Source organism: Bacillus cereus, assembly GCF_015071065.1.
Lineage (GTDB): Bacteria > Bacillota > Bacilli > Bacillales > Bacillaceae_G > Bacillus_A > Bacillus_A cereus_BA.
Window position 1 is genome coordinate 105,178 of sequence record NZ_VOVA01000009.1, and the last position, 23,676, is coordinate 128,853.

Consider the following 23,676-nt stretch of genomic DNA (forward strand, 5'->3'; position numbering starts at 1 on the left):
CAGATGAGAATAGGTTTGGTCGTTGAAGGCAGCTACCCCTTTGTAAGTGGAGGGGTAGCAAGCTGGGTTCAAATGATTATCCAACAGTTTAAAGAACATGAATTTACGATTTTTGCGATAGTCCCTCAAGTAAAAACAGAAGATGAATATCAATATGAAATTCCAAGCAACGTAAAAGATATCATTATGATTCCTTTGCAATCAGAAAATGAAGCAAAACATATAAAAACTAATTTAACTGAACAAGAAGTACAGACACTTCAAAAATGGTTTACATTTCAAGCCAATGATACAACAGCATTACAAATATTAGGGAATAAACAAAAGCTAGGAACACTCCATTCCTTCTTCGAAAGCCGTGAGTTTTATGCAATTGTTAAAGAAAGTTATTTATATGAAGAAAGTAGTGGATCCTTCTTAAATTACTTTTGGATGTGGAGATCTATGTTCACACCAATCATTCAAATTTTACAAATTGATTTTCCTGAATTAGATCTTATTCATTCTGTATCGACAGGATATGGTGGATTACTTGGTGCTGCAATTAGTGCCAAGTCCGATATACCATTTATTCTAACTGAGCACGGTATTTATTCTCGAGAGCGTGAAGAAGAAATACTACAATCCACTTGGATACCAATTGAATATAAAAAAAGATGGGTTTCTTTCTTTCATCATTTGTCCCATCAAGCATATGAACAAGCCGCTGATGTAATTACGTTGTTTGGCCGAAATAGTGCATATCAAAAAGAATTAGGTGCCCCGGCCCATAAACTAAAAATCGTTCCAAATGGCGTTACTTTATCTGACTATAAAGGGTTACGTAAACCAAAATACAATTCGAATAAACTCATCATTTCCGCTATTATACGAGTTGTGCCAATTAAAGATGTAAAAACAATGATTTATGCAGCTAAATTATTATTAGAGAAAGATATTCCATTTATATTTTACTTACTAGGTCCTGATACGGAAGAAGCAGAATATGCTCAGGAATGTCGTGATTTAATTCAACAATTAGGATTAGAAGAGCATGTAATAATGACCGGCAAAGTAAATATTAAAGATTACTTAAAACAAACAGATATTCTCGTATTAACAAGTATATCTGAAGGACAACCATTAGCTATGTTAGAAGGAATGGCAGCAGGATTACCATGGGTTGTTACAGATGTCGGCTCTTGTAAGGAATTAATTTACGGACAAGATGAAGATCCTTACGGACAATGTGGATTTGTTGTACCACCTGTATCTCCCGAACAAGTTGCCATTCATTTAGAGTGGTATTATCGTCACCCTGAATCCATTCAACAATTTGGGGATAATGGGCGCAATCGTATTGAAGCGCACTATCAATTATCAGGTGTCGTCGATAGTTATCGTAAGCTTTACTTAGAAAGAGGTAAAAAAACATGGCAGGAATAGGATTTCGTTTACAAAAATTATTCCAAGAAGACTACTATTCTTCAAGAATAAAAGCGTACGGATTTTCATTATTTGTTACAGCTGGTCCTTGGTTAGTCGTTATTTTAGCAGTAACAGCTATTCGATATATTTTAAGTTTGTTCCATTCTATTTCAATTGAGGAACAGCGCCTTTTCACAATTTCAATTTCATACTGCTTTATTTTTTCTCAAATCATATATGGTGCCTTGCAGCTCATCGTAACTAGATATGTGGCTGACCTTTTATACGAGCAAAAAGCTGATAAAGTATTTTCTTCCTTTTTAGGAATGACGAAAATCACACTTTTTTTAGCTATTATCTTATGGCTTTTGTTTGCAATTTTTACACCATTAGCCTTGTATTATAAAATCGTGATGCTATTTTTATTTTTAGCTTTAAACATCATTTGGATTCAATCCATTTATTTAACAGCAGCTAAAGATTATCAGTCCATCGCTCTTGCATTTTTAATTGGTTCAATTTTCTCCTTATCTGGAATTGCGCTTATCGCTTACTGGCATCCAACACTTGGACTAGAACATGGATTTTCCCTATTACTTTTAATTGCTTTTACAATCGGGACTTTCATTACATTAGTGTGGTTAAGTATAGTTATTGTACGAATGTTTCCAAATAGTGATGCTACTGAACAATTTACCTTTCTTTCTTATTTAGATAAATATCCAGAACTATTTTGGTCAAGCTTACTTTATAATATTGGTATTTGGGTATGTAACTTTGTTATTTGGTTCGGAGAAGGACGAGGAAATATTGAAAACACATTTATTTATCATCAAATATATGATACTTCTGTTTTCTGGGCTTATTTAAGCATTATTCCAACCTATATTTTCTTCGTAGTATCCATTGAAACAAGGTTTTATGAAAGGTATAAGAAGTTCTTCGGTTCAGTTAACAATGGGGCGACATTAAATACAATTTTACAATTGAAAGATTCGATGAACTTTGTCCTAAAACAAGAAATGGAACGAATACTTCGTAATCAAGGTATTTTTTCTTTACTTATTATTTTTATAATATGGATGTTTAGTTCACAATCTGGGAACGTAACACTTGAATACTCTATTTTGCAGCTGACTATAGTTGGTGCTTATGCAAACGGGATGGTTCTTGTTATCACGTTACTACTCTTATATTTTGAAGATCGTAAAGGCGCATTTCGAACATCAGCCCTGTTCTTTTTTGCAAACCTGTTATTAAGTCTTCTTCTACTTCCATTTGGGTTCAATGGTTACGGTATTAGTTTTGCACTCGGATCTTCTATTACATTCTTATATGCGATTTCTAGACTCTTTACTTATATTAAAGATATTGACTACTATACATTTTGTCAGTCAAACATTTCTATGAAACAGCGAACTTTCTTTACTAACGTGGCCAATAAACTTAATGGAAAATAAACAGATAAAAAAATGACCTCTTGCTTATGCAAAGGTCATTTTTTATCTATTTATTAAACTTCTAGATAGCCATTTTTGTTATTTGATTGCCATCTCCAAGAGTCTGCACACATCTCTTCTAATCCGCGTTTTGCTTCCCATCCTAATTCACGCTTCGCTTTCGATGCATCTGCAAAACATACTGCAACATCACCAGGGCGACGCTCTGTAATTTTATAAGGAACTTCCTTATCTGAAACCTTTTCAAATGCTTCAACCATTTCAAATACACTATAACCAGTACCTGTACCGAGATTATATGCATCTATCCCAGTAGTGCCAAGTACTTTTTCAAGCGCCTTTACATGACCATTTGCTAAGTCTACAACATGAATATAATCACGGACACCTGTGCCATCTTTTGTTGGATAGTCATTTCCAAATACACTTAATTCCTTTAGCTTACCTACTGCTACTTGTGTTACATATGGCATTAAGTTATTTGGAATTCCGTTTGGATCTTCTCCAATACGTCCACTTTCATGCGCACCAAATGGGTTGAAATAACGAAGTAATACGATACTCCATTCTGCATCCGCAAATGCTACATCACGCATAATTTGTTCAATCATTAATTTTGTTTGACCATATGGATTTGTTGCACTTAATGGAAACTCCTCCGTAATTGGTGATGTTTCTGGGATACCATACACTGTTGCAGATGAACTGAAGATCATCTTCTTCACATTATGCTTCTGCATCACTTCACATAGCACTAGTGTGCTTGTAATGTTGTTATGATAGTACGTTAACGGAATTACTACTGATTCCCCTACAGCCTTAAAGCCTGCAAAGTGAATAACAGCTTCAATTGTATTTTCTTCAAAAATCGTATCAAGTGCTTCGCGATTTAAAATATCTTCTTTATAAAACTTAAACTGTTTTCCTGTTATCTCTTTTACTCGATTTATAGACTCTACTGAGCTATTCGAAAGATTATCTACTACTATAATTTCGTAACCGTTTTTTAGTAATTCTACGCATGTATGACTACCAATATATCCTGCTCCACCTGTTACAAGTATTGCCATAATTATAGTCCTCCATATTTCATTCATTATAAACTTCTCAAAGTATATCACATATTTCTTATCATATGTTTATTATGCGAACACAGAAACTTACATTTTATCCCACACTTATTTTGTATAATACACGATTCCAATCAGGTAATAAAAAAACGCCACATAACAGACATCGCGTGGCGTTTTTTGATCAAATTACGTAACAATATACACTTAGAAAATGCGCAAGACTACCTAACAATACAAAAACATGAAAAATTTCATGGTGTCCCATATATTTAAACTCCAACCATTTTGGCTTCGCACCGTAAATAAACCCACCAATTGTATAAAAAATACCTCCAAGTACTAAGAAAATGATACCTCCTGTACTTAAATTCTCAGCTAGCGGTGCAAAGAATAGAACAATTAACCAACCCATCAGAAGATAAATTGCTGTCGATAACCATCTTGGACAATTAAACCAAAACATTTTAAAAACAATACCACAAATCGCAGTTGCATAAACTAAACAAAATAATAGTAAACCATTTGCCGAATTTAATGTAATTAAGCAAAAGGGTGCATATGTACCTGCAATTAATATAAAAATCATAGAATGATCTAGCTTCCTAAAGAAATAAATAACACGTTCACTGGCTACAACACTATGATACACAGCTGACGCCATATAAAGGACCATCATCCCGATACCAAATAAAATAACAGCTGTAATTGCAGCAAAAGATGGTATCTTAACAGAAACTTTCACAAGCATAGCTAATAATGCAATAAATGATAATACAGCTCCTCCTAAGTGAGTAAATGCATTAACCGGTTCTCTTACATAAGCATTCATATAAACACCCCTCATATAATTACATGTAGTTTTGATAACTACATGTAATTATATACATATTATTCGTACGGGTCAACATTTACAATTCATTTGTTTCGTAATACCATATTTAAAGATATACTAAACATTAAGTTCCACTAAGTTATAAAAGTGAGGGGTTCTACGTGGAAAATATAAATAAATTACTTGAATCATTACATTTAGAAAAAAGTATTAAACTTGAGGATATCCCAAATGTCGACTTATATGTAGACCAAGTTGTTCAACTATTTGAGAATACTTATGCGGATACAACGAGAACTGATAACGAAAAAGTATTAACAAAAACAATGATTAACAATTACGCAAAAGGGAAATTATTCATCCCTATCAAAAATAAAAAGTATTCAAAAGAGCATATGATTTTAATCAGCTTAATTTATCAATTAAAAGGAGCCCTTTCCATTAATGATATAAAAAGCTCCTTAGAAAATATAAATGCACCATTAATAAACGATGATACATTCGAATTAAATACTCTATATAAAGATTATCTTTTTCTTACTGAAACCAATGTGGAAAGTTTTAAACAAGACGTAAATAACCGTGTTAAGGAAGTAAACGAGGTTTCTTCCTTAGAAGATCCAAAGCTAGAAAAGTTTTTATTACTAACATCTTTCGTGACTATGAGTAATATGTATAGACGTTTAGCAGAGAAACTAGTTGATGACCTCAAAGAATCTTAAACAAAAAACTATCCACCTGTTAGAGTGGATAGTTTTTTTGTTTACTTAATTGCTTCATGAACCTTTAATTGTTTCCCTTTAATCGTTGTATTTTTCATGATTTTTAAAACAAGCGGCCCTTTTCCATTTAATATTTCAACGTAAGAAACATTGTCTTGTATTGTAATAATACCTATATCTTCCGCTGTAACACCTTTAATTTTAGCAATTGTACCGACGAAATCTACCGCCCTAATTTTCTTTTTCTTCCCGCCATTAAAGTACAATTTCATAATTCCTTTGTTTAAGTCTGCACTTTTATCTTTCTTTATAATTGGTTTAGCATGTATCTTTTCCTCAAATACTGCTTTCCCTTTCATAACTTCTTCTTTTGAAGGTGCAAGTTCCTTTGGAATTTCAAAGCCGATGTACTCCTCAATCTCTTCTAAAAATCTATTTTCATACGGCGTTATGAATGTAATAGCTTTTCCGTTATTACCAGCTCGCCCCGTTCTTCCCGTACGATGTACATAACTTTCTTTTTCTAGTGGAATATCATAATTAATAACATGTGTAATATTATCAATATCAATTCCTCTAGCAGCTACGTCTGTCGCTACTAAATAACGGAACTTTCCTTTTCTAAAATCGTCCATAACTTCAAAACGATCTTCTTGTACCATACCACCATGTATTTTGTCACAAGGGTAGTTAACGCGGTTTAACTGTTTAAATACGTGATCTACATTTTCTTGTGTACGGCAAAAAATAATACAACTATCTGGATTCTCAATCGTTGTTACATCTTTAAGAAGTGAAAGCTTCTCCTCTTCTCTCGTCTCAAAAAGTGTATGTTCAATTTTATCTGTTGTAATCCCGGCAGCCTTAATTTCAATATGTGTTGGCGAATCCATATACGTACGAGATAACTTTTCGACATCTTTTGGAAGTGTTGCCGAAAATAGCATTGTCATTCGTTTTGTAGGTAATTCGTCAATAATTGCCTCTACTTGATCAATAAAGCCCATATTCAGCATTTCATCTGCTTCATCAATAACTAAATACTTCAAACACTCTAAAGAAAGAGTACCTTTTTCAATATGATCTAACACACGGCCAGGAGTCCCAACTACAATATGTGTCTTTTGCTTTAACTCTAATTTTTGACGTGCAAATGGAGATTTACCATAAACTGCAGCGGCCTTAATTCTTTTGAAGCGGCCTATATTCGTAATATCTTCTTTTACTTGCACCGCAAGCTCTCTCGTCGGTGTTAAAACTAAAGCTTGTGGCTTATTCTCTTCCCACTCCACCATTTCACAAAGTGGTATGCCAAATGAAGCGGTTTTTCCACTTCCAGTCTGTGATTTCACGACAAGGTCTTTCTTTTGCAAGGCAACTGGAATAACCTCTCCTTGCACTTCCGTTGGATGTTCATATCCTAAACCAGTAAGTGCTCTTACAATTTCCTTACTTAATGCATAATCGGTAAAACTTCTTTTACTCATGTAATAACCTCATTTTATTCTGTATTTAATAATTATATTTGTTATACCCTGCGTTCAATTATACTGAGATAACATATTAAACCAATATTTGTAGTTCGCTAAAGTACCATCTTACCCTAAGTATAACCCTTTATATTCTTTTTTTTGAAATAAAACAATAAAAAGCAGACTTATTTATTAAGTCTGCCTCACCTATAAAGTATAACAAAATATCTTTACGGAACTAACCTTTTTACAACTGGTATTCTTTGCAGTACTAAAGTTATTACCATGCTAAGAACGATTGTAATAATTACATTAATAGGTATTGCTAATATTGCATGTACATGTGCATTCACCTTAGGGAAAACTTTGTACAAAAAGTTATTTAATAAGAAAAAGTGAATAATATAAATTCCAAGGCTCGCTTGATTTATACCACGTAATAAAAATGGCAATTGTCTTTCTGAATTTTGGAAAGCATATCTGAAAAAGACAAATAACCCAATTGCCATAAGTACAACACCTGGCGCAAAATATTCATACCAATATTGATCCAGCTGTCCATTTGCTTTCAATGTATAATGGTATGTAATAAAGAATGTACCAATACATCCTACAACTCCCCCAATATAGGAAATATTACGCCATTTTTTCGCAATATCATAATTTGATAAGTAATAACCAAGTAGAAAATATCCTACATAATTTGTAACATAAAATAATTCAATATTAAAGTTGATAGGATAATAATAGTTTACTAGTTTAACTATTACAGATGCATATAGCCATAAAATTAAAAAATATTCTATCTCTCTCTTCTTAGCATTTTTCACAAATACTTTCAGTAAAGGTGCGATTAAATATATTCCTACAATCATATATAAGAACCATAGATGTAACCCGATACTATTTGTTAAAAAGTACTTTATCCCTTGCTTTAAAGACGCCGGAAAATATCCTACGCAAGCCCCATAGATGTAAAATATAGCACTCCAACCTATAAAAGGTATAATCACTTTACTTGCACGTTTCTTTAAAAATTCCCCAATAGAAGTATCCTTTGTTCCCTTTAATAATAGGGCTCCACTAATCATTACAAAAATTGGTACACTAGCACGCGAAAGTGAGTCGTAAAAATTACCAGCCAGCCAACGCGACACGTTATTTGAATCTAACGTAGAAACATAACCAGCAGCAACGTGAATTGTAACGACCGCAATTGTCGCTAATACACGTAGCCAATCCATATACACTAATCGTCCCATACAATCTCTCCTAAATTAATATATTTATCTATTATTCTCCCTACATAATTCTACATTAATCAATTACACATTAAAATATATTATATCCATATAAATCCAAAAACGTTAAATAAACTTTATTTTTTAAAATTAAACATTAAAACCTTTGACTTATTACTAAAAATACTGTAAATTATCATTTGGACGAACGTTTTTAAGTAAACTACGTAAAATATTCGTATTTTAGGGGTGTAAATGATGGAAAATGTATTTGACTATGAAGATATTCAATTAATTCCTGCAAAATGTATTGTAAATAGCCGATCTGAGTGTGATACAACTGTCACTTTAGGAAAACATAAATTTAAATTACCTGTCGTACCTGCAAATATGCAAACGATTATTGATGAAAGAATCGCAACTTATTTAGCTGAAAATAATTACTTCTACATCATGCATCGTTTCCAACCAGAGAAACGAATTTCATTCATTAGAGATATGCAATCACGTGGATTAATTGCTTCAATCAGCGTTGGTGTTAAAGAAGACGAGTACGAATTCGTACAACAATTAGCTGCTGAGCAACTTTCACCTGAATACATTACAATCGATATCGCACACGGTCACTCTAATGCTGTGATCAACATGATTCAACATATTAAAAAGCATTTACCAGAAAGCTTCGTTATCGCTGGAAACGTTGGAACTCCAGAAGCGGTAAGAGAATTAGAACACGCTGGTGCTGACGCAACAAAAGTTGGTATTGGACCTGGTAAAGTTTGTATTACTAAAATCAAAACAGGCTTTGGAACTGGTGGTTGGCAGTTAGCTGCACTTCGCTGGTGTGCAAAAGCTGCAAGTAAGCCAATTATCGCTGATGGTGGTATTCGTACACATGGCGACGTAGCTAAATCAATTCGATTTGGAGCAACTATGGTTATGGTCGGTTCTCTATTCGCTGGTCATGAAGAGTCGCCAGGAGAAACAATCGAAAAAGATGGCAAACTTTATAAAGAGTACTTCGGCTCAGCTTCTGAATTCCAAAAAGGTGAGAAGAAAAACGTTGAGGGTAAGAAAATGTTCGTTGAGCATAAAGGTTCTTTAGAAGACACTTTAATCGAAATGGAACAAGATCTTCAATCTTCTATCTCTTACGCTGGTGGAACAAAATTAGACTCAATTCGTACTGTAGATTATGTAGTCGTGAAAAACTCTATTTTCAACGGCGATAAAGTATATTAATTCTTAAATTTAACTCGAAGGCCAAGCATTTTTTATGCTTGGCCTTCTTTTTCATGTATAAAAATGTAAAATATTTTCATTTTACTGAATTTTCTAGTATCATATTTTTAGATACTTAAAATAAGGGGGATATAATCAATGGAAAATGTAATTGAGAAACGCCTTACTCGCACAGAAATTCCTACGGAGCTAACGTGGGACCTTTCTGATTTGTACAAGTCAGATGCCGAATGGCACACTGCATTAAACGTATTGGAAAATGATATACAAAAACTCGATGCATTTAAAGGATACTTACATACTAATCCCACTACTTTATTAAATTGCCTACTTTTAGAAGAAGGACTTTTAATGAGGTTAACAAAACTGAGCTCCTATGCAAATTTAAAGGAATCCGCTGATCGTACAGATCCAGTTATTCAAGCGAACTCCTCCAAAATTTCTGCTCTAGGAACGAAATTACATACTGCACTATCCTTTATTCATAACGAAATTCTCTCATTTGAAAAAGGAACGATTGAAAAATATTTAACTGAGGAAACAAAACTTGAGCCGTTCCGTAAATCGTTACTAGAAGTACTTAAAAAGAGGCAGCACACTCTCTCACCTGAAACAGAAGAAGCTCTTGCTGCACTCGGCGAAGTTCATAGTTCCCCCTACAAAATTTACGGCATGACTAAATTAGCCGATATGGATTTCCCTCCTATACAAGATGAACAGGGAAATGATTTGCCTGTGTCATTTGCATTATTTGAAAGTAAATATGAATTTTCTCCAAGCGCATACATACGTAGAAAAGCATATTCATCATTCGTTTCCACATTGAAACGATATAAAAATACAGTTGCAACTACATATGCTACTGAAGTAAAAAAACAAGTGACGATTTCTCGTTTACGCAAGTACGAGTCCGTTACCCATATGCTTTTAGAACCTCAAAAAGTTCCACTTGAAATGTATAACAATCAACTAGATATTATTTATAACGAATTAGCACCTCATATGCGCCGTTTTGCAGATTTAAAAAAGAAAGTATTAGAGCTTGATCAAATGCTTTTCTGTGACTTACACGCACCTTTAGATCCTGAATTTAATCCAACCATCACATACGAGGAAGCTGGTAAATTAATTCAAGAATCTTTAAAAGTATTAGGACCTGAATATAATACGATTATCGAAACAGGCTTTAAGGAAAGATGGGTAGACCTTGCAGATAATATCGGAAAATCAACAGGTGCTTTCTGCTCTAGCCCATATGGTTCCCATCCTTACATTTTAATTACATGGCAAAATACGATGCGTGGATGTTTCACATTAGCTCACGAATTTGGACATGCTGGTCATTTTTATTTAGCAAATAAAAACCAGCGTATTATGAACGTACGTCCATCTATGTACTTTGTTGAAGCACCATCAACGATGAATGAATTACTATTAGCCCAGCATTTACTAGCGACTACTGAAGATAAGAGAATGCGCAGATGGGTTATTCTGCAACTACTCGGCACATATTACCACAACTTCGTTACCCATCTACTTGAGGGAGAATATCAAAGAAGAGTATATACCCTAGCAGAAGAAGGGCAAGCACTCACAGCTACAACTTTAACTGAAATAAAAACAAAGGTCCTTTCGACATTCTGGGGAGATTCCGTAGAAATTGATGAAGGCGCCGGTTTAACATGGATGCGTCAACCTCACTATTATATGGGCTTATATTCTTACACATATTCAGCAGGCCTAACTGCATCTACCGCTGTAGCCCAAATGATTAAGGAAGAGGGACAGCCTGCTGTTGATCGCTGGCTTAACGTACTCCGCGCAGGCGGTACGATGAAACCACTCGAATTAATGAAACACGCTGGAGTAGATATGTCCAAACCAGATGCAATCCGTAAAGCTGTTTCTTACGTCGGTTCCTTAATTGATGAATTAGAGCGTTCTTATCAAGAATAAAAATAAGCCCTCGCTTTATGAGGGCTTACTCTATATTTACTTTCCAAATCTTTTGCGATATCCGCACTTTCTACATAGTTCTTCTACTGCAACCCTTTTTGAAAATCCATCTACAATATTGTTCGCTCTTTCGCCTTCAATAATATTAGAGAATGAATCATTATTAATATTTCCAAGGTTGATAATCCCTTCACCATCTAAACAACAAGGAATAACAGTTCCGTTCGCTAAAATACCTGCCTGATTACGAAGTCCATGACAGAAACCTTTTCCATCATCCTCTTCTTCATGTAATGCCGGCCACTGGAATTCATAATCTTGATTAATAAAGACACGTTCCGCAATTTTTATGCCTTTTCCTGGTGTAAGCTTCTCTTCAATTTGATAAGACAAGTCAAATTCATTTTCAATTATAGATAATAAATCTCTATTTTTCTGAATTTCAGCATTTGTTTTATTATCCTGAGTTAAATTCCATAACCTTAGCGAAACGATTAAATCCGATTGACTTGTCGCCTCTCTAATGAAGGAAAGTATACTCCTTACATAGCCCTCTTTATCTTGCGAGCCTGGGTGTCCATCAAAACTGTGCAGTGAAAAATTCATTTGTCTTAGCGCAGGCTTATTTAATAGTCTATGCCTTCTCTTATTAATTAACGTTCCGTTCGTTGTAATATTAACTTTAAACCCTTTTTCATGGCTTAAATCTAATAGTTGATCTATTTTCGGATGGAGCAACGGCTCACCCTTCACGTGCAAATAAATGTAGTCTGTGTGAGGTTTAATTTGGTCTAATCTTTTAGCAAAATCCTCCACAGAAATGAATTGCTTCTGCCTTTCCGTCGGCGGACAAAAGCTGCACGCAAGATTACATACACTCGTAATCTCCAAGTAAAACTTCTTAAACTTCTTCACCTTTAATTCCTCACTTCTCTGACTACTTATACTTTTTCCTCTTCATATTACAGCATATTTTTTTAGAAATAGAAACATACTTATTTTAGGACATCTACACACCATCTATTAATGTTTAAAAGACCATCGGTGATTTTTGTCCAATGGTCTTTTTTACTCTTACAAATGAAAAATTTATTTATGATATGGTTCACCGCGATTAATACGAAACGCTCTATACACTTGCTCAAGCAATACTAGACGCATTAATTGATGTGGTAATGTCATCTTTGAGAAAGAAAGAGATTCGTTTGAACGCTTCATTACTTCAGAACTAAGCCCCAGTGATCCACCAATTACAAATGTGATTTTGCTCTTTCCATATGTAGCAAGGCGATCTATACTTGCTGCAAATTCTTCTGATGATTTTTGTTTTCCTTCTATTGCTAACGCAATGACGTGCGTATCATCAGAAATTTTATCCAGTATACGTATGCCTTCTTTTTCTTTTACAATTAACATTTCTGCTGCACTTAAATTTTCTGGTGCCTTTTCATCTGGTAATTCAATTACTTCTACTTTTGCGTAAGAAGATAATCGTTTTAAGTATTCTGCTATACCTTGTTTTAAGTATTTTTCTTTTAATTTTCCGATTGAAATAATCGAGATATTCACATCTATTCCCCACCTTACAAACACGTTATCCACAGGACTTATCCACATATCCACAAACGTTACCCACATATTGTGTGAGAATCTGTGTTCGATACAACATATGTCGCCTCATTTTGACAAAATTCACATGTTTTTTTCTCTTCTTCAGAGTTATCCACATTGTTAATAACCGGTGCGACTTCACACTCATCCACAATGATATCTAATGCTAATTCAACATGTTCTAAACAACAAGGTAAATTCATATTCTTCACCTCACTTTTCTACAATAGAAAACAGGAGGTATGCCCTCCTGTTTTTAATACTTTTGAATGCCTAATTTCACCGTTGTTGTCGCTCGTTTTGTACCACGATAAAACGTAAGAGTCATTTTATCATTAATTTTTTTATTATATAAGGCCGTGCGGAACCCAATAATATCGTGCACCGCTTTTCCATCTACCGCCACAATAACATCATGTTCTCTAAGACCCGCATCCGTACCTGGCGAAGGACTTTTCACATCTAAAATGCAGACTCCTTCTGTTACGTTATCTGGTAAGTGTAACGTTTTTGACCAATAGTAACTTGGAATCTCATTTAATGATCTTAGTTCAATCCCAACATAAGGTCTTTTTACTTTACCGTACTTTTCTAGTTCATTCATAATAGGAACAGCTCTCGTAACTGGAATAGCTAGTCCAATTCCTTCTACTTCTTTTGCTGCAATTTTCATTGAGTTAATACCTATTAATTGTCCCGCTACATTTACAAGCGCTCCACCACTATTGCCTGGATTAATTGCCGCATCTGTTTGCAATACTTCTACTTGCCAATCGTAATGTCCATCTTGATTTAAATCTACAGGAACAATACGCTCATTAGCCGAAATAATACCTTGTGTGACAGTTCCGGAAAATTGTAACCCAAGTGGATTTCCAATCGCAATAACTGGTTCTCCTCTACGAACGGTATTAGAGTCGCCAATTTCAATCACTTTCTTCACATGCTTCGCATCTATTTCTAGTACCGCTAAGTCCGTGACTACATCGGTTCCTAATACTTTACCTGGAATTTTCTTACCGTCACTTAAGCTCACTTCAATACGATTCGCCCCAGCAACAACGTGGTTATTCGTTACAATATACGCATGTCCATCTGTTTTCTTATAAATCACACCAGAGCCTGTACCAGCTTCCGAATCAGCCTCTGAAAAATCATCTCGTTGAATGTTAATAACACCAACAACAGCCTCTGAAGCACGATCAACAGCGTCTACAAAGCTAATCTGTTTAACAGGAACATTTCCACTTTGAGCTTCAGCCATATTTTTTTCACTTGCTTCAGCTTGCGGAAGCTTACCTTCATAATTTGAAAATAAAGGAGCCCCAAATGCAAATAATGAAGCCCCTACAATTGTCCCCGCTATGCTAGAAATGACAATACCTTTATGTTTCTTTTTCCCTGCACGTTTAATACGATATTTTTCTTCATCAATAAAGGACATATTTGTTCACCTATCTTCCTGAAAACAACTATATTCACCTTTATTGTTTACTAAAATGAAGAATTATACGTATTGAATTTTCGTAGGCATTTTTGGATCTGTATCATGTATTTCAAAAGATTCTCCAACCCCAAAACCTTTTTCCTCTAATACTTGTGATACAGACATACGCGCTAATTCTTTCATGTTATTATCTAAGCTTAAATGCGCTAAATAAATGTGTTTTGTCTCGTCTGTAATAACATCAGCCATCGCTAATGCAGCATCCTCATTACAAACGTGGCCAACGTCGCTTAAAATACGTCGCTTAATGCTCCATGGGTAACGTCCCATACGAAGCATTTCCACATCATGATTACTTTCAAACACGAAAGCATTTGCCCCTTTAATAACGCCTTTCATACGGTCACTTACGTATCCCGTATCTGTAATAAGAGCTAACTTCCTATCATTGTTATGAAAAGCATAAAACATCGGTTCCGCCGCATCATGAGAAACACCAAATGATTCAACTTCAATATCCCCAAATGTTTTCACGTCTCCTACTGAGAAAATGAATTTTTGATCAGTTGGGATATTACCTATTAAATGTTCCATTGCATTCCATGTTTTCTCGTTCGCATAAACAGGTAAATCATATTTACGTGCCAATACACCTAATCCTTTAATGTGGTCACTATGCTCATGTGTTACAAGAATACCTGATATGTCATTTATATTCAGTTCAGCTTGTTTAAATAAAGCCTCTGTCGCTTTACCACTTAAACCTGCATCGACGAGCAGTTTTTTTTCATCTGTTCCTACATATAGCATATTCCCTGTACTTCCGCTTGCAAGTACACTAAAGTGCATACTCATTCTTTCTCACTCCATTATGTTCTTCCGGCACTTGAGTTTCCCCTAATTCCATAACTTGTCCTTCAATTGCATTCACAAAAAAATCCTTTTTCTGTTCTGTCTTTAAGTTCCATGTTGGAGCAAGCACTTGTATATTAGAAGAAGACTCCGCAAGAGTCGCATATCCAATCTGCGCCTCTTTCACGTGCGTATTTTCTGCAATTTTATTTTTCAAATATATATTTTCTAAAGCTGTTTGAGCAGTAATAATTTCTTGTTCTTTCGTCTTTTCGCTTTCGCCCATTTCCTTCAAATCCGTTAACATTGTTTGTGTATAGGAAATGAGCTCATTTTTTTCATTTAAATCTACAACAATCATCGCACGATTATTGTAGAAGATTGGTTTATCTTTATACTTTTGAAAGAAGTAAATTTTTGAGTCCTTTATTGCTCCAAACTCATATTTTTGTCCATCCAGCACATAATTTTTCAAAAAATCATTATACTTATCTTTTGACGATGATTTTGTATTTAAAAAAGGCTCTTTTAATTTACTCTCTATTTGATATTCGTCTTGCACATGCGCCGTCTGATTTTTTAAAGATTGCACATCTTCTTCTTTGAAACCCTTATTTTTCGCCATTATAAATGACTCTTTTTTCGGTTCTTTTGGAAAATTGCCCATAGTAATTTTTTCAGCTTTTAATTGTTGATCGATTTTCGTTTCCGTCACAAGTTCTAATTGATTACTATCTTGCTTTTGAATGAACTGAAAGATAAGAAAGAGGTCTAAAACAAAAAAGGTCACAATAAATATGGTTTTAATTCGATCCCAATCCATTTAGTCCCCCCTCACTCCACTCATATATTTGTTGCTTACCATCTTCTTCACATTTTACATACCATATCGGCTGTAAGACAGCGATTCTCACCTCACTGATGGAAGGTTCCAATGACATTTTATAACCAATACCAACATCCTGAATTGACTTTTTATCAATTTCCGGATTATCCTCTAGTGATGCCATCACTGTACGTCCTGATGCAAGAGAAGTTGTTTGTTGTTTACTAGGCAAAGTAATACTGAACTCAAAAAAGGGTCTTTCATACTGCATAATTTCACCTGAACCCCATACTTGTTTTAATTCCGCTATTCCATTTGCATTAAATACAGGCAAACCATCCTCATATAAACGGAATGAAGTTTTCCTCTCATTAATATAATCAAAACGATAGGACTTCAAGGATCCACTATGCCCGCTTACAAAGTCAAAACTTTTTTGTAAAACTACCGCATTATCCGTGGTTTTATCACCATGTACAGCGGAATTTTTATATTTCAACATTGCATCCGACTTATCAATTTCCATAGAACGGATGCCATCCGTAAATGTTTCCTTTGTTTTCTCAGAAATAGGACTTAAATAACGCGGATCACTAAATAAAGCATTTTTAAATGGATCCACTTCTAGTTTAGCTGTAATATACTCTGCCTTACTTAATTCCGTAATCCCCTCTGGTAAAAAAAGTTTTTTTGTATCATTTATTTGATACTCAAAATATGGTCTTGCTACTGTTATAAGTTGATTTTGAGCATTTATAATATCCTTTATATAAGCACCACTCAATGTTGCTTGATATATTTTATGAGGAGTATCATAGGAAACAAAGCTAACTTTAATTTCTTGGTCCTTACTTCTAGAAGGATCAATTATAATACGATTAAAACTTCTGTTACTTTCTATGTTTTTATCTTTAATATTAAACATATTTTTAATCGTATCTAACGGGATATTTGTAGGAAAAACAAATTCAATTTTTTCTTCTCCGTGTACATAAGACAGAAAATCACCTTTAGGGACTGTCCCCGTTATTTCCTCGAAATTATGTAATTCTCCGTTTTCAAGAATTTTATAGATCGAATCCACATTTTCCTTCTTTTCGCTTACATAATGATTTTTCTCTTTATGAATAACGACAGAGGATGGGCGAACAACCTCCGAAATCTTTATCGGATTTATCTCTTCGTTACCTTGAACGAACTTTGTATTTTGCATAGAAGTAGAATCAGGAACATATGTCCACAAGTTAAAAGTAAGAAATAGACTAATGACAACCAAATTAATTAGAACTATCGTTTTAAAGTTTTCCATACTCATTCCCAATCGTCCTCTTCATCTGTCGCCATTGGCAATGTGAAATAAATAGTTGTCCCTTTTCCTTCCTCACTTTTCGCCCAAACCGAGCCGCCATGTGCCTCAATCATTTCTTTCGCAATAGCTAACCCAAGACCTGTACCACCCATTTGTCTCGAACGCGCTTTATCTACACGATAAAAACGTTCAAATATTTTATCTACATTTTCTTTCGGAATTCCCATTCCTTGATCACTCACACTAATCTCTAATAACTCTCCGCGGTCACGTAGGCGATATGTTACTGTACCACCTTCTGGCGAATATTTTAGTGCATTGGAAATAATGTTATATAAAACTTGTGTAATTTTGTCTGTATCCATATCAATAAATCGAGATTTTTTAGAGAAAGATCGTTTGAAGCTTACATTTTGCTCTTTAGACATTTCAAAACGATCGATAACGTTATTAAAGAAATCAGTAAAGTCGACCCATTCCTTCATTAAGCGATGTTCTGTACTATCTAGTTTAGATAGTTGTAACAATGCATTTACAAGCCTGATCATTCTTTCCGTTTCCTCTTGTGTAACCGTTAAAAATTGCGGTGCAATATTGGGATCTTGCCATGCTCCATCAGTAAGTGCTTCTAAGTAACTGCGCATCGTTGTTAACGGCGTTCTTAACTCATGAGATACGTTCGCAACAAACTCACGGCGCTCTTGTTCTATCCGCTCCTGCTCTGTTACATCATATAATACAGCAATTAAACCATTTGCCTTCCCTGTTTCTTTTTGAATAACAGAGAAACTAGCACGTAAAATATATGGTTCATTTCTCGTACTAAAATCTAATAAAACTGAATCAGGCTCTTCATATAAATGATCCAGTGTAAATTCTTCTTGTATTCCTAGCACTTCTAACACAGATTGATCTAGCGCCGTTTCACGCGAAACATTTAACATCTTTTCCGCAGGATCATTTAATAAAATGATATCCCCTTTTCGATCAGTAGCAATTACTCCATCTGTCATATGTGATAAAACGGATGATAATTTTCGTCTTTCACTTTCTGTGGAGGAACGAGCTTGTTGTAATTTTTTAGATAAATTGTTAAAAGATAATGCTAATTGTCCAATCTCATCGTGACTATGCACCTTTACTTTTCGCGAATAATTTCCTTTCGCCATTTCAATTGCTTGTCTTCGCATATCTGAAATTGGTCTCGTAATTGTTTGAGCCAATAAAATTCCAAGTACAGCTGTTACTAATAAAGCAATTACTGTCCCCGTTGCGAAAATTTGGTTGATGTCCTTCATTTGTTTATACACATCTTCCATAGATGCAACGATATGAATGACACCAAGTACCTCTCCGCCTGGCTCTTTTAGAATAGGGGTAATCATAACTTGAACTCGATGACCTGTATTTCCATCTTTCTCAATCTTTGACTCTGGTTTCTTTTGTACCATTACCCGTTGTACAGCTGTATCTGCTGACGTTCTTCCTACCTTATTTTGCTTAGACGCGTCTGAAATTGCCATTAATTTTTTAGTAGAATCAATTACACTTACTTCTTGAATATCTTTCTTACGATCTGATGCGAATTTTTGAATTGAATCATTAATAGCTTTATCTACTGATTCTCCTTTAGGACGTTCTTTTACAAACTCTTGCTTCAGGTTATAAGAAAGTAGATTTGTTTGCTGCGTTAAGGAATCTTGAAAGCCTTTTACAAGGCTTTTTTCTAATTCCCTGACGAAATATACACCAATTACTTGCATTGCTATTAATATTAACAGCATATATATGAGCACAAATTTCAAATGAATAGATTGAAAAAAGCCAACTTTCTTCATATACTATTCCTGTTCTGGGTCACGCAAGTAATACCCTACCCCACGTCTAGTTACAATTAAAGTAGGATGACTTGGATTATCTTCAACTTTTTCGCGTAAACGACGTACTGTTACGTCTACTGTACGCACATCTCCAAAATAATCATAACCCCAAACTGTTTGTAATAAATGTTCACGAGTCATAACTTGACCTAAATGCTTCGCTAAATAATGTAGTAATTCAAATTCACGATGTGTAAGCTCAATGCTTTCTTCACGCTTCGTTACACTATAAGCGTTCGAATTGATAACGATTGGTCCAATAACCATTTCAGTATTTTCTTCTTTCTCTGCAGCACCACCCTGCTGATGGCGACGTAAATTCGCTTTCACACGAGCAAGTAACTCCCTCGTACTAAATGGCTTCGTTACATAATCATCCGCCCCAAGCTCAAGCCCTAATACTTTATCAATTTCAGAGTCTTTTGCTGTAAGCATAATAATTGGCATTTCTGAGCTTTTACGTATTTCACGACATACCTCTAAACCGTCTTTTCCCGGTAACATAATATCTAATAAAACCATATCTGGCTGTTCTTCATTTGCTTTTTCAATCGCCTCATCACCATCATGCGCCATTACAATTTCAAAACCTTCTTTTTCTAGGTTGAACTTCAAAATATCCGCAATCGGCTTTTCATCATCAACTACTAAAATTTTCTTTCCCATCATCGTCTATTTCCTCCTTATAAAAATATGATCAATAATCCTCAAACATATTGGTGTTTCTATAGTATGTTCCTATATGACAACAATCTTAGTCTAAGTATTTCTCCTCTATTCTCATAGACTCATGTATCATCCACTTTTACACGGAATCCTATACGATCTATAGAAAAACCTCTAGCTTCAACTGCTAGAGGCTCCTCATTCTATTGTAAAATAACTACCCACTTTTGTAAAACTGGACAAAATAAAAAGGATATTAAGTGGGCCCACTTAATATCCTGAGAGTGGCTCGGGACGGAATCGAACCGCCGACACGAGGATTTTCAGTCCTCTGCTCTACCGACTGAGCTACCGAGCCAAAACTATATATAAAACCACTAATGGTGGTATAAACAAAAGTGGCGGTCCCGACCGGGGTCGAACCGGCGATCTCCTGCGTGACAGGCAGGCATGTTAACCACTACACCACGGGACCAAAAATGAAAATAAAAAAAACATGACCCGTACGGGATTCGAACCCGTGTTACCGCCGTGAAAGGGCGGTGTCTTAACCACTTGACCAACGGGCCACGAAAAATAAAATGGTGAGCCATGAAGGATTCGAACCTTCGACCCTCTGATTAAAAGTCAGATGCTCTACCAACTGAGCTAATGGCTCATACTCACCAACGTCATATTTTCGTGACGACAAGACATATCATAACATATTATCTTTTGTTTTTGCAATACCTTTTTTATTTTTTTATAAAAGATAAGAAAAAACTCATGAAAACATGAGTTTTTTCTTAAAAAAATCAATTAAGCTTCGTATACATTACGAACGATATTTGTTTGATTACGATCTGGTCCAACTGAGAACATAGATAATTGGATTCCTGTTAATTCAGAAACACGCTCTACGTATTTTCTTGCATTTTCAGGAAGTTCATCCAATGATTTCATAGAAGTAACATCTTCTGTCCAACCTGGAAGCTCTTCATATACAGGCTCACATTTCGCTAAAATGTTTAAGTTAGCTGGAACTTCATCGATAACTTCGCCATTGTATTTGTAAGCAACACAAATTTTAAGAGTTGGGATACCTGTTAATACATCGATAGAGTTTAATGATAAGTCTGTTAAACCACTAACACGACGTGCATGTCTTACAACAACGCTATCGAACCAACCTACGCGACGCGGACGACCAGTTGTTGTTCCGTATTCACGACCAACTTCACGAATTTGATGACCGATTTCATCATTAAGTTCCGTAGGGAATGGACCATCACCTACACGGCTTGTATATGCTTTACATACACCTACAACGCGAGTAACTTTCGCAGGACCAACTCCAGTTCCAACTGTTACACCACCAGCAATTGGGTTAGAAGATGTAACGAATGGATACGTACCGTGGTCGATATCAAGCATAACACCTTGTGCACCTTCAAATAATACACGATGATTGTTATCTAGTGCATCATTTAATACGACAGATGTATCGCATACATACTGTGCGATTTGTTGTCCGTATTCGAAGTACTCTTCAAAGATTTCTTCTACGCTGAAACCTTCTGTATCGTACATTTTTTCAAATAAACGATTTTTTTCCACTAAATTGCGCTCAAGCTTCTCTTTAAATGCTTCACGGTCTAAAAGATCAGCCATACGGATACCAATACGAGCAGCTTTATCCATATATGCAGGACCGATACCTTTTTTCGTTGTACCGATTTTGTTATCACCTTTACTCGCTTCTTCTAACTCATCTTGTTTTAAGTGATAAGGTAAGATAACGTGCGCACGGTTACTTACACGTAAATTATCAGTACTTACACCACGATCGTGTAAGTATTTTAACTCTTCAAGTAATGCTTTCGGATCTACTACTAAGCCGTTTCCGATTACACAAATTTTCTCTTTATAGAAAATACCAGATGGAATTAAGTGTAATTTATATTTAACTCCGCCGAAAACAATTGTATGTCCCGCGTTATTTCCACCTTGATATCTTGCAACTACTTCCGCATGCTCAGAAAGAAAATCAGTGATTTTACCTTTTCCTTCGTCGCCCCATTGTGTTCCTACAACTACTACTGAAGACATTATTAAAGCACCTCCGCGATTTTCAAACGATCTATTCAAACAATATAATTGTACCAAAACAGAAAGAGAAGTCAACCAAAAAGCGAACATTTTTTTACCGAAAAACGTTTTCGTTCGTAAGAATTACATATTCACCTTATGAAAGCCCTATCTTTCATAAAAAAAAAAAGAAACACATCTTATTATAAGAAATGTGTTTCTTTTTTATACTGCCTTTATGCGTGCGGTGCACGTCCATCTTCAAAGCGGCGTTCTAAGTTGACGAATTTATTAAATTCCTTAACAAACGCGAGCTCTACTGAACCTACCGGACCATTACGTTGTTTTGCAATGATAATTTCAATTGTATTTTTATTTTCTGTTTCACGATCATAGTAATCTTCACGATATAGGAAGGCTACAATATCAGCGTCCTGCTCGATACTTCCTGATTCACGAATATCAGACATCATCGGACGTTTATCTTGACGAGATTCTACACCACGAGATAACTGCGACAAGGCGATAACAGGTACTTGCAATTCACGTGCAATCCCTTTTAATGTACGAGAAATCTCAGATACTTCCTGCTGACGGTTTTCTCCTGATTTCCCACTTCCTTGAATAAGCTGTAAATAGTCAATCAAAACCATCCCAAGACCTTGTTCTTGCTTTAATCTACGACATTTTGCTCGAATCTCATTTACTTTAATCCCTGGTGTATCATCAATATATATACCAGCATTAGAAAGGCTACCCATCGCCATTGTTAATTTCGCCCAATCATCAGAAGTTAATGAACCGGTACGAAGTCTTTGCGCATCAATATTTCCTTCTGCACAAAGCATACGCATAACAAGCTGATCAGAGCCCATCTCCAAACTAAAAATCGCTACATTTTCATCAGTTTTCGTCGCTACGTTTTGTGCGATATTTAATGAAAATGCAGTTTTCCCCACCGACGGACGCGCTGCTACGATGATTAAATCATTTCGCTGAAAACCCGCTGTCATCTTATCTAATTCAGTAAATCCAGTTGGTATCCCGGTAACTTCACCTTTTTGATTATGCAAAAGTTCAATTTTATCATAAGCATCTACAAGAACATCTTTAATGTTTTGGAATGCTTTTGCATTTGTTTGATGTGATACTTCTAATATTTTTTTCTCAGCCTCATTTAAAAGACCATCCACATCATCTTCTCGCTCGTATCCATCCGATACAATATGAGTCGCCGTTCGAATTAAGCGACGTAAAAGTGCCTTTTCAGCGATGATGCGTGCATAATATTCTACGTTTGCAGCTGTTGGAACAACTTCTGCTAATTCTGCTAGATAAGAAACCCCACCAACTTCTTCTAGTAATCCTTGATCAGCCATCGCTGATGTCATTATTACTAGGTCAATTGGTTCTCCCTTATCAGACAACCCAAGCATGACTTCAAAAATCTTTTGATGTTTCGTTCGATAAAATGAGTCAGGTACCAATAGTTCCGATGCTGACGTTAACGCATCCTGATCAATTAATATGGCACCTAAGACTGCCTGCTCAGCTTCTATATTATGCGGAGGGGTACGATCAGCCATTACATCACTCATGCGCAATCCTCCTTG

General features: G+C 35.3%; 20 protein-coding genes and 4 tRNA genes. 5 read left to right on the forward strand and 19 right to left on the reverse strand.

Going from position 1 to position 23,676, the window contains the following annotated elements:
- Window positions 1–3: 3 nt before the first annotated feature.
- Together pelF and pelG are read left to right on the forward strand one after the other, a co-directional pair.
- Window positions 4–1,425: a GT4 family glycosyltransferase PelF gene (gene pelF / locus FT637_RS20400; RefSeq protein ID WP_193647854.1), complete on the forward strand. Its 1,422-nt coding sequence runs from the start codon at window positions 4–6 to the stop codon at window positions 1,423–1,425.
- The gene (gene pelG / locus FT637_RS20405; protein ID WP_193647855.1) at window positions 1,413–2,867 is read left to right on the forward strand and encodes an exopolysaccharide Pel transporter PelG; all 1,455 of its coding nucleotides are present in this window, start codon (window positions 1,413–1,415) and stop codon (window positions 2,865–2,867) included. Before pelF ends, pelG begins: the two co-directional genes overlap by 13 nt.
- Before the next feature lie 53 nt (window positions 2,868–2,920).
- Here pelG and galE read toward each other — a convergent pair whose 3' ends face one another.
- Window positions 2,921–3,937 (reverse strand): UDP-glucose 4-epimerase GalE, encoded by a 1,017-nt coding sequence (gene galE / locus FT637_RS20410; RefSeq protein WP_193647856.1) that lies wholly within the window; start codon window positions 3,935–3,937, stop codon window positions 2,921–2,923.
- Between the two features lie 184 nt (window positions 3,938–4,121).
- Entirely contained in the window at window positions 4,122–4,769 is a 648-nt protein-coding gene (trhA, locus tag FT637_RS20415; RefSeq protein ID WP_193647857.1) for a PAQR family membrane homeostasis protein TrhA, read from the reverse strand.
- A gap of 164 nt (window positions 4,770–4,933) precedes the next feature.
- Between trhA and FT637_RS20420 the strand changes: the two genes are divergently transcribed.
- Complete coding sequence (locus FT637_RS20420; RefSeq protein ID WP_193647858.1) at window positions 4,934–5,494, forward strand: DUF1836 domain-containing protein; 561 nt, start codon at window positions 4,934–4,936, stop codon at window positions 5,492–5,494.
- A gap of 41 nt (window positions 5,495–5,535) precedes the next feature.
- On the opposite strand, the gene FT637_RS20425 is transcribed toward FT637_RS20420, so the two are convergent.
- Together FT637_RS20425 and FT637_RS20430 are read right to left on the reverse strand one after the other, a co-directional pair.
- A complete protein-coding gene (locus tag FT637_RS20425; RefSeq protein WP_193647859.1) occupies window positions 5,536–6,981 on the reverse strand; it encodes a DEAD/DEAH box helicase in 1,446 nt (481 codons plus the stop codon).
- Between the two features lie 215 nt (window positions 6,982–7,196).
- On the reverse strand, window positions 7,197–8,228 hold the full coding sequence (locus FT637_RS20430; protein WP_193647860.1) for an acyltransferase: 1,032 nt from the start codon (window positions 8,226–8,228) through the stop codon (window positions 7,197–7,199).
- Between the two features lie 237 nt (window positions 8,229–8,465).
- On the opposite strand from FT637_RS20430, the gene guaC reads away from it, so the two are divergent.
- Together guaC and pepF are read left to right on the forward strand one after the other, a co-directional pair.
- Entirely contained in the window at window positions 8,466–9,449 is a 984-nt protein-coding gene (gene guaC / locus FT637_RS20435; protein ID WP_193647861.1) for a GMP reductase, read from the forward strand.
- A gap of 138 nt (window positions 9,450–9,587) precedes the next feature.
- On the forward strand, window positions 9,588–11,405 hold the full coding sequence (gene pepF, locus FT637_RS20440) for an oligoendopeptidase F (RefSeq protein ID WP_193647862.1): 1,818 nt from the start codon (window positions 9,588–9,590) through the stop codon (window positions 11,403–11,405).
- Between the two features lie 36 nt (window positions 11,406–11,441).
- Here the strand turns inward: pepF and FT637_RS20445 are convergent, their stop codons facing one another.
- The 15 genes from FT637_RS20445 to dnaB form a co-directional block, all read right to left on the reverse strand.
- On the reverse strand, window positions 11,442–12,320 hold the full coding sequence (locus FT637_RS20445; RefSeq protein WP_002016446.1) for a radical SAM/SPASM domain-containing protein: 879 nt from the start codon (window positions 12,318–12,320) through the stop codon (window positions 11,442–11,444).
- 174 nt (window positions 12,321–12,494) lie between these two features.
- Window positions 12,495–12,974, reverse strand: a complete 480-nt coding sequence (gene rlmH / locus FT637_RS20450) for a 23S rRNA (pseudouridine(1915)-N(3))-methyltransferase RlmH (RefSeq protein ID WP_002123590.1) — start codon at window positions 12,972–12,974, stop codon at window positions 12,495–12,497.
- 59 nt (window positions 12,975–13,033) lie between these two features.
- Window positions 13,034–13,219, reverse strand: a complete 186-nt coding sequence (locus tag FT637_RS20455; RefSeq protein WP_001052825.1) for a CxxH/CxxC protein — start codon at window positions 13,217–13,219, stop codon at window positions 13,034–13,036.
- A gap of 53 nt (window positions 13,220–13,272) precedes the next feature.
- Window positions 13,273–14,460, reverse strand: coding sequence for a S1C family serine protease (locus FT637_RS20460; RefSeq protein WP_193647863.1), 1,188 nt, complete (start codon window positions 14,458–14,460; stop codon window positions 13,273–13,275).
- A 63-nt stretch (window positions 14,461–14,523) separates the two neighbouring features.
- Entirely contained in the window at window positions 14,524–15,318 is a 795-nt protein-coding gene (locus FT637_RS20465; protein ID WP_193647864.1) for an MBL fold metallo-hydrolase, read from the reverse strand.
- Window positions 15,302–16,138: a two-component system regulatory protein YycI gene (locus FT637_RS20470; RefSeq protein WP_193647865.1), complete on the reverse strand. Its 837-nt coding sequence runs from the start codon at window positions 16,136–16,138 to the stop codon at window positions 15,302–15,304. Before FT637_RS20470 ends, FT637_RS20465 begins: the two co-directional genes overlap by 17 nt.
- The gene (locus FT637_RS20475) at window positions 16,119–17,456 is read right to left on the reverse strand and encodes a YycH family regulatory protein (protein WP_193647866.1); all 1,338 of its coding nucleotides are present in this window, start codon (window positions 17,454–17,456) and stop codon (window positions 16,119–16,121) included. The genes FT637_RS20470 and FT637_RS20475 overlap by 20 nt, the downstream gene beginning before the upstream one ends.
- Window positions 17,453–19,288 carry a cell wall metabolism sensor histidine kinase WalK gene (gene walK / locus FT637_RS20480; protein ID WP_193647867.1) on the reverse strand — a complete coding sequence of 612 codons (1,836 nt, stop codon included), beginning with the start codon at window positions 19,286–19,288 and terminating at the stop codon, window positions 17,453–17,455. The genes FT637_RS20475 and walK overlap by 4 nt, the downstream gene beginning before the upstream one ends.
- A 3-nt stretch (window positions 19,289–19,291) precedes the next feature.
- Window positions 19,292–19,999 carry a cell wall metabolism DNA-binding response regulator WalR gene (walR, locus tag FT637_RS20485; RefSeq protein ID WP_002089942.1) on the reverse strand — a complete coding sequence of 236 codons (708 nt, stop codon included), beginning with the start codon at window positions 19,997–19,999 and terminating at the stop codon, window positions 19,292–19,294.
- A 282-nt stretch (window positions 20,000–20,281) separates the two neighbouring features.
- Window positions 20,282–20,354, reverse strand: a tRNA-Phe gene (locus FT637_RS20490).
- Window positions 20,355–20,395: 41 nt separating this feature from the next.
- A tRNA-Asp gene (locus FT637_RS20495) sits at window positions 20,396–20,471 on the reverse strand.
- A 22-nt stretch (window positions 20,472–20,493) separates the two neighbouring features.
- Window positions 20,494–20,565: transfer RNA gene (locus FT637_RS20500), tRNA-Glu, on the reverse strand.
- Window positions 20,566–20,578: 13 nt separating this feature from the next.
- Window positions 20,579–20,654 (reverse strand) — tRNA-Lys (locus FT637_RS20505).
- Between the two features lie 140 nt (window positions 20,655–20,794).
- Window positions 20,795–22,084, reverse strand: a complete 1,290-nt coding sequence (locus tag FT637_RS20510; RefSeq protein ID WP_193647868.1) for an adenylosuccinate synthase — start codon at window positions 22,082–22,084, stop codon at window positions 20,795–20,797.
- Between the two features lie 215 nt (window positions 22,085–22,299).
- Window positions 22,300–23,661, reverse strand: a complete 1,362-nt coding sequence (gene dnaB, locus FT637_RS20515) for a replicative DNA helicase (RefSeq protein WP_193647869.1) — start codon at window positions 23,659–23,661, stop codon at window positions 22,300–22,302.
- Between the last annotated feature and the right edge of the window lie 15 nt (window positions 23,662–23,676).

What these genes read in the sequence shown, in the direction of transcription:
- FT637_RS20425 (WP_193647859.1), bottom strand. Translation starts at nt 6,981, where the DNA reads ATGAGTAAAAGAAGTTTTACCGATTATGCATTAAGTAAGGAAATTGTA.
- guaC (WP_193647861.1), top strand. Translation starts at nt 8,466, where the DNA reads ATGGAAAATGTATTTGACTATGAAGATATTCAATTAATTCCTGCAAAA.
- pelF (WP_193647854.1), top strand. Translation starts at nt 4, where the DNA reads ATGAGAATAGGTTTGGTCGTTGAAGGCAGCTACCCCTTTGTAAGTGGA.
- trhA (WP_193647857.1), bottom strand. Translation starts at nt 4,769, where the DNA reads ATGAATGCTTATGTAAGAGAACCGGTTAATGCATTTACTCACTTAGGA.
- galE (WP_193647856.1), bottom strand. Translation starts at nt 3,937, where the DNA reads ATGGCAATACTTGTAACAGGTGGAGCAGGATATATTGGTAGTCATACA.
- FT637_RS20465 (WP_193647864.1), bottom strand. Translation starts at nt 15,318, where the DNA reads ATGAGTATGCACTTTAGTGTACTTGCAAGCGGAAGTACAGGGAATATG.
- pelG (WP_193647855.1), top strand. Translation starts at nt 1,413, where the DNA reads ATGGCAGGAATAGGATTTCGTTTACAAAAATTATTCCAAGAAGACTAC.
- FT637_RS20460 (WP_193647863.1), bottom strand. Translation starts at nt 14,460, where the DNA reads ATGTCCTTTATTGATGAAGAAAAATATCGTATTAAACGTGCAGGGAAA.
- pepF (WP_193647862.1), top strand. Translation starts at nt 9,588, where the DNA reads ATGGAAAATGTAATTGAGAAACGCCTTACTCGCACAGAAATTCCTACG.
- walR (WP_002089942.1), bottom strand. Translation starts at nt 19,999, where the DNA reads ATGATGGGAAAGAAAATTTTAGTAGTTGATGATGAAAAGCCGATTGCG.
- dnaB (WP_193647869.1), bottom strand. Translation starts at nt 23,661, where the DNA reads ATGAGTGATGTAATGGCTGATCGTACCCCTCCGCATAATATAGAAGCT.
- FT637_RS20470 (WP_193647865.1), bottom strand. Translation starts at nt 16,138, where the DNA reads ATGGATTGGGATCGAATTAAAACCATATTTATTGTGACCTTTTTTGTT.
- walK (WP_193647867.1), bottom strand. Translation starts at nt 19,288, where the DNA reads ATGAAGAAAGTTGGCTTTTTTCAATCTATTCATTTGAAATTTGTGCTC.
- FT637_RS20455 (WP_001052825.1), bottom strand. Translation starts at nt 13,219, where the DNA reads ATGAATTTACCTTGTTGTTTAGAACATGTTGAATTAGCATTAGATATC.
- FT637_RS20475 (WP_193647866.1), bottom strand. Translation starts at nt 17,456, where the DNA reads ATGAGTATGGAAAACTTTAAAACGATAGTTCTAATTAATTTGGTTGTC.
- FT637_RS20510 (WP_193647868.1), bottom strand. Translation starts at nt 22,084, where the DNA reads ATGTCTTCAGTAGTAGTTGTAGGAACACAATGGGGCGACGAAGGAAAA.
- FT637_RS20430 (WP_193647860.1), bottom strand. Translation starts at nt 8,228, where the DNA reads ATGGGACGATTAGTGTATATGGATTGGCTACGTGTATTAGCGACAATT.